The sequence below is a fragment of the Massilia genomosp. 1 genome, assembly GCF_011682185.1.
GTDB lineage: Bacteria > Pseudomonadota > Gammaproteobacteria > Burkholderiales > Burkholderiaceae_D > Telluria_A > Telluria_A rubra.
Genome location: NZ_WHJF01000165.1, coordinates 1 through 8,559 on the forward strand (window position 1 = coordinate 1; position 8,559 = coordinate 8,559).

An 8,559-nucleotide genomic window follows, 5' to 3' on the forward strand; every position below is an offset into this window, starting at 1 on the left:
GCTGTTCTGAAGTAGAATTCATGTCGGGCAAGGTGCTTTTTGTGTTGATGGATGTGTTTCTCGATAACTCACATTTTATCAATCACTTACGGCGTTCTTGCCCTTTTTTATGCAAAATTCAGGCTAGCGATGCACCACCACCAGCAAGGCCTTCGCTTCGGTCTTGCCGGCGTTGCGGATCACATGGTTCTGGTCGGCCGGATAGCGCGCCGTGCCGCCCAGCTTGATCTTCTTCTTGTCGCTGCCCACTTCCAGTTCCATGGTGCCGTGCAGCACCGTCATGTGCTCGCTGGTGCCGGGGTCGTGCGCTTGCGAGGCCAGTTCGCCGCCCGGCGCCAGGGTCAGTTCGTACCACTCGTACTTGCCCGCCAGATCCATCGGCCCCAGGATACGCAGCACGTAGCCTGCGTGCGCGCCGGGCAGGGTCGGCGTTTCGTGTGCGTCCACCACGCGGATGGTTTCCACCGGCCGCGTATCGCTCGAGAGCAACTCGCCGATGGCCACGCCCAGGGCGTTGGCCAGGCGCCACGTGATCGCGATCGTGGGGTTTGCCTTCTCCCTTTCGATTTGCGATAACATGGATTTCGATACGCCCGCGATACGCGACAAGTCCTCCAGGGTCAGGCCGCGCGCCAGCCGCAAACGTTGCAAGGTCGCGCCTACTTCAGGTGGGGAATTGGTCGGTGCAGCTTGTTTCATCGGATTTTTGGCAAAGTGGTCAAGCAAAATATTTACATAAATATAAGAAACCGAGGGTTGCCAAGTACACTCGGCTTGGGTAGTATCCATTATATTGAAAACGTGTTCGACATAACGGAATTGCACGACGCGGTTGAATGCGTATGGTCCGGAACACGGTACAGCATAGTCCAACAGTCGGTCAAGCCGGCAACCACATGACGAGGAATAATGATGAGCGAGCAAGCGAAAAGTGCCTTTTTCAGCGGCCTGCAACACAAGCTGGACACGCTGCGCGAACAGGGCCTGTACAAGCCGGAGCGCGTGCTGGCCTCGCGCCAGGGCGCCGAAGTGGTGGCCGACGACGGCCGCACCCTGATCAATATGTGCGCCAACAATTACCTCGGCCTGTCGGGCGACCTGCAAACGCAGCGGGCGTCGATCGAGGCGACCGAAAAATACGGCTACGGCCTGTCGTCGGTGCGCTTCATCTGCGGCACCCAGACCGTACACAAGGAGCTCGAAAAAGCGCTTTCCTCCTTCCTCGGCGTTGAGGACACGATCCTGTACGCGGCCGCGTTCGACGCCAACGGCGGCGTGTTCGAGCCGCTGTTCGACGAGAACGACGCCATCATCTCCGACGCGCTCAACCACGCGTCGATCATCGACGGCATCCGCCTGTGCAAGGCCGGGCGCTATCGCTACCAGCACAACGACATGGCCGACCTCGAAGTGCAGCTGCAGGCGGCCATTGCCGCCGGCAAGCGCCACAAGGTCATCGTCACCGACGGCGTGTTCTCGATGGACGGCACGATCGCCCAGCTGGACAAGATCTGCGACCTGGCCGACCAATACGGCGCGCTGGTGATGATCGACGAATGCCACGCGTCGGGCTTCATGGGCAAGACCGGGCGCGGCACGCACGAACATCACAACGTCATGGGCCGCATCGACATCATCACCGGCACCCTCGGCAAGGCGCTGGGCGGCGCGATGGGCGGGTTTACCGCCGCGCGCAAGGAAGTGATCGACACCTTGCGCCAGAAATCGCGTCCTTACCTGTTCTCGAACACGCTGGCACCCTCGATTGCCGGCGCCTCGCTGTCGGTGCTCGAGCGCATTTCGACGTCGACCGAACTGCGCGACCGCCTGCACGAGAACACGGCCTACTTCCGCAAGGAGATCGAACGCATCGGCTTTACCATCAAGCCGGGCACGCACCCGGTGGTGCCGGTGATGCTGTTCGAAGCGCCCGTGGCGCAGCGTTTCGCGGCCCGCATGTACGAACTGGGCGTGCTCCTCTCCGGTTTCTTCTACCCGGTGGTGCCGATGGGGCAGGCGCGGGTGAGGGTGCAGCTGTCGGCCGCGCACACCCGCGAACAGCTCGATACGGTATTGACAGCATTCGAACAGGCCGGGCGCGAGCTGGGCATTCTCAAGAATCAAGAACACTAATAAGACGGACATACAGAACATGGAACGCATTCTCATTATCGGCGCGAACGGCCAGATTGGCAGTGAACTGGTCGGCGCGCTGGCGCAGCAACACGGCGCGGGCAACGTCATCGCCTCCGACATCGGCGCGGCCAACGTCTACAAGGCGGCGCGCTACACCCAGCTCGACGTGCTCGACAAAGCCCGCCTCGCGGCCCTGGTGGCCGACGAAGGCATCACCCAGGTGTACCAGCTGGCGGCGCTGCTGTCGGCCACCGGCGAACAGGCCCCGCTCAAGGCCTGGACCCTGAACATGGATGGCCTGCTGAACATCCTCGAAGTGGCGCGCGAACGTGGCGAAGCGGGCAAGCCGCTGCGCGTGTTCTGGCCATCGTCGATCGCGGCCTTCGGCCCGAACACGCCGCCCCAGGGTACGCCGCAGTACACGGTGATGGACCCGACCACCATCTACGGCATCAGCAAACTGGCCGGCGAGCGCCTGTGCGAGTACTACTTCACCAAGTACGGGGTGGACGTGCGCAGCATCCGCTATCCCGGCATCATCAGCTACAAGTCGCCTCCGGGCGGCGGCACCACCGACTACGCGATCGCGATCTTCCACGCGGCCCTGCGCGGCCAACGCTACGAGTGCTTCCTCGGCCCCGAGACCACGCTGCCGATGATCTACATGCCCGACGCGATCCGCGCCACCATCGAACTGATGGACGCCCCGGCCGAGAACATCGCCGTGCGTTCGGCCTATAATGTGGCCGGCCTGTCGTTCAACCCGGCCGAGCTGGCGACGGCGATCCGGCGCGCCTTGCCGGCCTTTGAGATCGGCTACAAACCGGACAGCCGCCAGGCGATTGCCGCCAGCTGGCCGCAAAGCCTTGACGACAGCGCCGCCACGGCCGACTGGGGCTGGAAGGCGCAGATCGGGCTCGATCAACTGGTGGCCGACATGCTCGCCAATATCGACGTCAGCCTGACCAAAGCGGCTTGATGCGCGCTGCCTGATGCGTTGTACCCCTACCGATAAAACATATAAGAGACAAACATGGACATGAGCGTATTCGACCTTTTCAAAATCGGCATCGGGCCGTCGAGTTCCCACACCGTGGGGCCGATGGTGGCGGCGCGCCGCTTTCTGGTCGAATGCGGTCCGCTCGAGCGTGCGGTTGGCGTCGAGGCGGCGCTGTACGGCTCGCTGGCGCTGACCGGCGTGGGCCACGCCACCGACAAGGCGGTCATCCTCGGGCTGATGGGCGAAACGCCGCAGGGCGTCGATCCGGAGCGGGTCGACGACATGCTGGCCGAAGTCGAACTCGATGGCGCGATCAAGCTGCTCGGCACCCACGCAGTGCCGTTTTCGGCGCGCACCGGGCTCGTATGGCACAAGAGTTCCTCGCTGCCCGAGCACCCGAACGGCATGCGCTTCACGCTCAAGCTCGATGACGGCAGCGTCATCGAACGGATCTTTTACTCGGTCGGCGGCGGCTTCATTCACGCCGCCGGCGAATCGCAGGCGCGCCAGAGCAATGGCGAGAGCAGCGCGCCGATTCCCTACAACTTCGACACGATGGACCAGCTGCTGGCGCACGGTCGCGCCAGCAGCCTGTCGATTCCGCAGATGCTGCGCGCGAACGAATGCGCGCGCATGGATGGCGCCGTCCTCGACGCCGGCATCGACAAGATCTGGCAGGTGATGCGCGACTGTATCGCGCATGGCCTGGTCACCGCCGGCCAGCTGCCCGGAGGCTTGAACGTCAAGCGCCGCGCCGCCAATCTGTGGAAGCTGTCGGAAGACGCCAAGAACGGCGACAACCGCGCCAACGACCTGCCGCACGACGCGGTGCATCAGGTGAGCCTGTACGCGATGGCGGTCAACGAAGAAAACGCCGCCGGCGGGCGTGTGGTGACGGCGCCGACCAACGGCGCGGCCGGCATCATCCCGGCGGTGCTGCGCTACTATGCCGAAGATTGCCGTCCGAGCGATCCGGTGCGCGGGGTGCGCGACTTCATGCTCACCTCGGCCGCGATCGGCATGCTGTGCAAGAAGAACGCCTCGATCTCGGGCGCCGAAATCGGCTGCCAGGGCGAAGTCGGCGTGGCCTGCGCGATGGCGGCGGCCGGGCTGGTGGCGGCGCTGGGCGGGACCAATGAACAGATCGAGAATGCGGCCGAAATCGGCATCGAGCATCACCTCGGCATGACGTGCGACCCGATCGGCGGCCTGGTGCAGATTCCGTGCATCGAGCGTAACGGCATGGGAGCGATCAAGGCAATCACCGCCGCATCGCTGGCCTTGAAGGGCGACGGCACCCATTTCGTGAGCCTGGACGACGTGATCGAAACCATGCGCCAGACCGGCGCCGACATGCAGGACAAGTACAAGGAAACCTCGCTCGGCGGGCTGGCGATCCACGTGGTGACGGTTAATCACGCGGCTTGCTAAGGAGCGATACATGAGCGAATCGTTCGACGCATTGGCCGCATCTACCGGGATTGCCTTGCCGGCCACCCTGCGCCATCTGATCGAGCGCGGCGCGAACGGCTACGATGATCCCGGGCGCACGGCCTTGTCGGCGCTGAACGATGTCGAGTGGCTGTCGGCGCGGGAGGCGCAGGCCGTCGTCGCCGGCTGGCTCAATCCGGTCAAGCAGAACGGCAATGTGTTCCTGCCGTTCGCACGCTCCGGCGCGGGCGACGCCTATTGCCTGGTGCGCTTGCGCGGCGGCGAAGAGGGCGTGTGCATGGTCTGGCACGACGCCGGCACATCGACGCTGCATTACGCCGGCTTCGATCAGTTTGTCGTGGGCGAGTACCTGAACGTGTTCGCCGAGCTCGACTTGCTCGATGACGATGACGACGATCCGGTGGCCTTGCTGCGGGCCGATGTCGCCAGGGTGAGCGATCTGCTCGATCCGGCGCTGCGAAGCGTGCTGTCGGGCTGCCTGGACAAGACGCCGGCCGAGCACCCCTACCAGCAGGGACCGAAAGCGCGTGTCGAGATGGTGCGCTCGCTCATTGGCCAGGATGAGTTGAATGCGATGAACTCCACGGTGAGCGTGCCTGATCCTGTTGTCTTCGACGTTGTGGCGCGTTGGGAAGAGTAGCCCGGTCCGGCAACAGTCTCACTTACTTGATTCCGATTAACAGCCGCCGTTGCTTTTGCGCCCGCGGGCCGTGATGGTGTCGGTCCCGCTACAGTCCGACGGCCACATCGCCTTTCGCGGGCCGGCCGGCAAGCCGGAACTGCTGCGCGCCTACTGCGAGGAAGTACCCTGCGTGGCGACGGCGACAATGTAGACCTTACAGACGTATCATTAATGCTAAAATTGTCATCGTGATCACTCTCCTTTGAGAGTGCGCCTCAACGCTAGAGCGTGATGTCAAGGGGATTTTATGACGTATGAACAGTGGCAGCAGGGAGTTGTGAACGGAGCGGGCAAGCCGGAATGGAATATACACGACTGTGACATTCGGGTCGCCGTCAATGAATATAACCGCCACCTGGCGGCAACCCCCGGTTATTCAGCCTTGGACTGGTTGTATGTCAAGGGCATGCTATGGACGGAAACGGGCGCAGGATCCTCTGAATGGAAAATCAAACCCTTGCAGATCGGCGTGCCTGGCGATAAGGGCATGATGGCGCTGTTGGGAAATCATGAAGGCGGCGATTTGATCATGCCTCCGGCTTATCGGTCGGGCACCAGCAGCGGTATGGTCCGCACTAACCCGACGCACAATATTCGCGCTGCCATTGGTTATTTGTTGATGCGCTTGGCGAAATATGAATTCCAGAGTATCCGCGAGCCTGGATCGCGGGTCGAGGAAGTCAAAGTCGATAGCGGCGATACACTTGAGCGGATTGCCAGCAAAAACAAAAGCACGGTGGAGGTGTTGCGGGAGTTAAATCCGCGCGCGAACGTGCTGCATAAGGGTGACGTTATCAAATTTCAGAAAGCAAAGACGGCGAAGGTCATTACGGGCTGGCGCCCCATTAACCACAGCAATATCGCTCGCTGGTATAACGGTGGAGGTGATGAAATGTATGTAAGAAAACTCGATTTCGTGATGCCGTATGTGCGTAAAGCAGGGAGCGGAATATGCGAAGCAGAATAGTAGCGGTACTTATTTGCTCGTCGGCCGTATATTCGGGCCATGCCGTGGCAGACAACCGTGCACAAGCTGTCGCTGCAATTGAGGAGTGCAATCAGTTTTCGCAGTTCGACATTCGCGAGTGCCTGAAGAAACGTGCGATCGACAGCGCAGCGGCGCTGACGCAGGCCGAAGCCAGGGCGGCGGCGGCGATTGCCAGTTGGGATGAAAGCGATACCTACATCAAGGATGCCGGCATCAAGCTGCGCGCCGCGAACGCGTCGTTCGTGCGCGACCGCCAGGTGCAGTGCGCCTTCGCTTCCTCGCTGATCGGCGGTGGCGCTGGCAATTCGCACGAGATCAAACGCTTGGCCTGTGTGGCCGACATGAATGCCCTGCGTACGTTCCAACTCGACCGCGATACCGGCAAACTGGTGCCTAAATAGCACTCGGAAGCTGCCTTGGCAGCCACGCCACGTCATCCGGATCAACAGAGAGGTGCCCGGTAACATCTATATTTGCCGCTGCCGAAACATTGATTGGATGTCGACGTGGGCAAACGTATTGCAGTCATCGGGAATCTTGACATCGCCGGTCATGACGCTGAGTCTCCCGATGCATCGTAGAGCTCCGATCATCAGCCGGCAACACCGTGGCCAACAAGGCGCCGGCCGTGTCGATCATGAACGGCTCGCCCTCTGTCCGCTGCTGTCGGTGACGGTGAGCGTGACCGTGTAGAGGCCCGCTGCCCGGTAGACGTGCTTGCCGCTGGAGGTGCCGGCGCCGTTCTTTTCGGCGACGACGCCTGCCTCGTCCTTGCTGCCATCGCCCCATGACCAGGTCGCCCTGTGGGTCTCGCCCGGGTCGGCATCGACGAAACCGGCGGATACCGACAAGGGCATATCGACCCGCGCGGCCCCGCTGCGCCTGATCGGGCCGACCGTGGGGGCAACATGGGTGGCGGCTGTCGGAACAAGCAGGACCAGCCCGGCATTCGAATCGGCGACAATCGCGCCATTGTCGGAGATTCCCCGGGCGGCCGTGGCCACGAAGCCCGACGGCGCGCGCGGGATGCGGGTGTTCAGGTCGACCAGGCCCTCGGCGCCGGTCCACACGAACGCGCGGCTTGCGCCATCGCGCGTTTCGGGGCTGCCGACAACCTGTCCGGGCTGGTTGACGTCGTGGGCGTAGGCGCTGCGCCCGCCGAATGTGCCCAGGTCTTTCATGCCGGCCTGCCTGGTCCAGGCGAAGGCGCGGTAAGGACCGTCGACGATGCGGATGATGCCGACCACCGTGTCGCGGTCATTCATGCCAACCGTAAATGCGCAGTCCAGCGGTAAGCGTGCGTGTCGGTACTTTCCGGGCTGAAGTTCGAACCACCGGTAATCTGGCCGACATCATTGAGCGCGTTGACGAAGGAACCCGCACCGCCAAGCGTGCCGAGATTGCTGAAAGTCTTTCCGTCGTAGAACCTCGCCATGGTCCGGTCGTTCCCGACATCCTCGGTGAACGCGACCTGTCCCTTGCCGTTGATATCGACAGGGCCGCTTGTGGATTGGCGGCCCATGCTGCCAGCGCGACAAGCGGATACAGTAGCCAACGTGTCCAGCCATTTTCACGTTGGTGTGTTGTCGTTCTCGTTTTCATGTCTGTCTCCCGCTAAGTGAATGCATCAAGTCAACCCGTCCTCTGCAGGAGGAAAGCGGGTGTCCTTGATTTCACCTTAGGTAAAGCGCCGCGCCCGTAACTGGCGCAGGTCAGGCTATGCCTTGCGATCGCGGCTGGCCAGGCGTTGGGGTGACGCCGGGCACATCAGGATTGGCGGGGGCCGGGGGAAGGTGCTGCGCATGGTGGGCATCGGATGGACTTTTGGTGCGGTGGCGCTGTCGCGCTCGCGCTCGCGGACAGGTCGGGGACTGCCTGCCATTAGCCCGATGACGGTACACTTGCGCCCAGTGCGTTCAGATAACCAAGCACCGCCCCTTCAATCGGGTCGGCCAGGGCTGGCGAAATTGTCGTCTCCACCCGTCCGGCCGCATCGGTCAGCGCGCTGATCAACGCCATCAGGTCGGAGGCCATGCGTCCGGCACGCGCCGGGTCCTGGCCTGGCCATGCGGAAAGAAAACCGGCAAGCGCGGCATGCATCGCCGCCGCATGGGCCGTACCCGGCATGAGCGAGGCCAGCCGGCCTTGCTCGGTATCGAGCAATCTGGCCAGTTGTGAGTGTGATCACGCGAGTTGATGGCCCGGTTTTCACGTAAAACGATGGTCCTACCCCGAGCGATTTTAGCGTCTTGACAGCGCCGGCCACGGCGCTGTTTTTGATCGTGCGGTTAGAACGGTTCG

At 62.5% G+C, this 8,559-nt stretch carries 10 protein-coding genes; 6 read left to right on the forward strand and 4 right to left on the reverse strand.

All coding sequences use genetic code 11. The features are described 5' to 3' along the window. Window positions 1–123: 123 nt before the first annotated feature. Window positions 124–699 (reverse strand): helix-turn-helix domain-containing protein, encoded by a 576-nt coding sequence (locus F1735_RS31510; protein ID WP_167240710.1) that lies wholly within the window; start codon window positions 697–699, stop codon window positions 124–126. Between the two features lie 213 nt (window positions 700–912). Here F1735_RS31510 and kbl point away from each other — a divergent pair, with 213 nt between their 5' ends. The 6 genes from kbl (at window position 913) to F1735_RS31540 (ending at window position 6,659) form a co-directional block, all read left to right on the forward strand. Next, entirely contained in the window at window positions 913–2,133 is a 1,221-nt protein-coding gene (gene kbl / locus F1735_RS31515; RefSeq protein ID WP_167240712.1) for a glycine C-acetyltransferase, read from the forward strand. A 19-nt stretch (window positions 2,134–2,152) separates the two neighbouring features. Next, window positions 2,153–3,115: an NAD-dependent epimerase/dehydratase family protein gene (locus F1735_RS31520; protein WP_187364411.1), complete on the forward strand. Its 963-nt coding sequence runs from the start codon at window positions 2,153–2,155 to the stop codon at window positions 3,113–3,115. Between the two features lie 54 nt (window positions 3,116–3,169). Then, window positions 3,170–4,567: an L-serine ammonia-lyase gene (locus F1735_RS31525; protein WP_167240714.1), complete on the forward strand. Its 1,398-nt coding sequence runs from the start codon at window positions 3,170–3,172 to the stop codon at window positions 4,565–4,567. 10 nt (window positions 4,568–4,577) lie between these two features. Then, window positions 4,578–5,228 carry an SMI1/KNR4 family protein gene (locus F1735_RS31530; protein ID WP_167240716.1) on the forward strand — a complete coding sequence of 217 codons (651 nt, stop codon included), beginning with the start codon at window positions 4,578–4,580 and terminating at the stop codon, window positions 5,226–5,228. 289 nt (window positions 5,229–5,517) lie between these two features. Beyond that, window positions 5,518–6,237 (forward strand): LysM peptidoglycan-binding domain-containing protein, encoded by a 720-nt coding sequence (locus F1735_RS31535; protein ID WP_167240718.1) that lies wholly within the window; start codon window positions 5,518–5,520, stop codon window positions 6,235–6,237. Next, a complete protein-coding gene (locus tag F1735_RS31540; RefSeq protein ID WP_167240720.1) occupies window positions 6,222–6,659 on the forward strand; it encodes a lysozyme inhibitor LprI family protein in 438 nt (145 codons plus the stop codon). Before F1735_RS31535 ends, F1735_RS31540 begins: the two co-directional genes overlap by 16 nt. A gap of 234 nt (window positions 6,660–6,893) precedes the next feature. On the opposite strand, the gene F1735_RS31545 is transcribed toward F1735_RS31540, so the two are convergent. From F1735_RS31545 to F1735_RS31555, 3 genes are all read right to left on the reverse strand, one after another. Continuing rightward, window positions 6,894–7,523: a PKD domain-containing protein gene (locus F1735_RS31545; RefSeq protein WP_167240722.1), complete on the reverse strand. Its 630-nt coding sequence runs from the start codon at window positions 7,521–7,523 to the stop codon at window positions 6,894–6,896. After that, window positions 7,520–7,780 (reverse strand): hypothetical protein, encoded by a 261-nt coding sequence (locus F1735_RS31550; protein ID WP_167240724.1) that lies wholly within the window; start codon window positions 7,778–7,780, stop codon window positions 7,520–7,522. The genes F1735_RS31545 and F1735_RS31550 overlap by 4 nt, the downstream gene beginning before the upstream one ends. 359 nt (window positions 7,781–8,139) lie before the next feature. Continuing rightward, the gene (locus F1735_RS31555; RefSeq protein WP_167240726.1) at window positions 8,140–8,421 is read right to left on the reverse strand and encodes a hypothetical protein; all 282 of its coding nucleotides are present in this window, start codon (window positions 8,419–8,421) and stop codon (window positions 8,140–8,142) included. Window positions 8,422–8,559 lie beyond the last annotated feature (138 nt).

What these genes read in the sequence shown, in the direction of transcription:
- F1735_RS31530 (WP_167240716.1), top strand. Translation starts at nt 4,578, where the DNA reads ATGAGCGAATCGTTCGACGCATTGGCCGCATCTACCGGGATTGCCTTG.
- F1735_RS31545 (WP_167240722.1), bottom strand. Translation starts at nt 7,523, where the DNA reads ATGAATGACCGCGACACGGTGGTCGGCATCATCCGCATCGTCGACGGT.
- F1735_RS31535 (WP_167240718.1), top strand. Translation starts at nt 5,518, where the DNA reads ATGACGTATGAACAGTGGCAGCAGGGAGTTGTGAACGGAGCGGGCAAG.
- F1735_RS31540 (WP_167240720.1), top strand. Translation starts at nt 6,222, where the DNA reads ATGCGAAGCAGAATAGTAGCGGTACTTATTTGCTCGTCGGCCGTATAT.
- F1735_RS31550 (WP_167240724.1), bottom strand. Translation starts at nt 7,780, where the DNA reads ATGGGCCGCCAATCCACAAGCGGCCCTGTCGATATCAACGGCAAGGGA.
- F1735_RS31525 (WP_167240714.1), top strand. Translation starts at nt 3,170, where the DNA reads ATGGACATGAGCGTATTCGACCTTTTCAAAATCGGCATCGGGCCGTCG.
- F1735_RS31520 (WP_187364411.1), top strand. Translation starts at nt 2,153, where the DNA reads ATGGAACGCATTCTCATTATCGGCGCGAACGGCCAGATTGGCAGTGAA.
- kbl (WP_167240712.1), top strand. Translation starts at nt 913, where the DNA reads ATGAGCGAGCAAGCGAAAAGTGCCTTTTTCAGCGGCCTGCAACACAAG.
- F1735_RS31510 (WP_167240710.1), bottom strand. Translation starts at nt 699, where the DNA reads ATGAAACAAGCTGCACCGACCAATTCCCCACCTGAAGTAGGCGCGACC.